The organism is Vibrio sp. YT-19(2023), assembly GCF_033337395.1.
In genome coordinates, this window is record NZ_JAWOQN010001203.1 from 1 (window position 1) to 509 (window position 509).

General features: G+C 45.0%; 1 protein-coding gene. It reads right to left on the bottom strand.

Going from position 1 to position 509, the window contains the following annotated elements; genetic code table 11:
* Positions 1 to 324: 324 nt before the first annotated feature.
* Positions 325 to 509 (bottom strand): TatD family hydrolase (locus tag R7E78_RS30840; protein ID WP_318059232.1); only part of this gene is annotated, 185 nt, incomplete at its 5' end.

Below are 509 nucleotides of genomic sequence, written 5' to 3' on the forward strand. Positions count from 1 at the left end.
TTTGAAAAAAGTTGCGTGGTACGCGTTGCAAGTAAGCACCATGTGTACACATTTCAATATCCGTATTCATGTTGTTTTACACCTGTGCTAAGACGTAGGCGAATAGCAGTATAAGAAAAGAATGTGTCGAGTTGTCGACAGTCACAAGAAGCGTACTGATGGAATACGCATGATGCGAAGTGGGTAGGGTTACAAGTTAATAGTTATGTCTATCAACACTACAGTATTGCTGGTTGAGTCGTTTCAGGTTTGGCCTGTTCACCCAACCGTTTAGGCAATAAAAAAGCGACCTAGTGTGGCCGCTTGTTGCGTTTGTTGTCTTGCTTAAATTTTGAATAAGTTTTTTGCATTTTCCGTGGTGATAGCATCTATGATGGCGACCTCTTCACCACGCAAATCTGCCACTCGCTGCGCGACGAGCGACGTGTAAGCTGGCTCATTGCGTTTACCGCGATGCGGCACTGGCGCCAAATATGGGCAGTCTGTTTCTAAGATGACCCATTGCATGT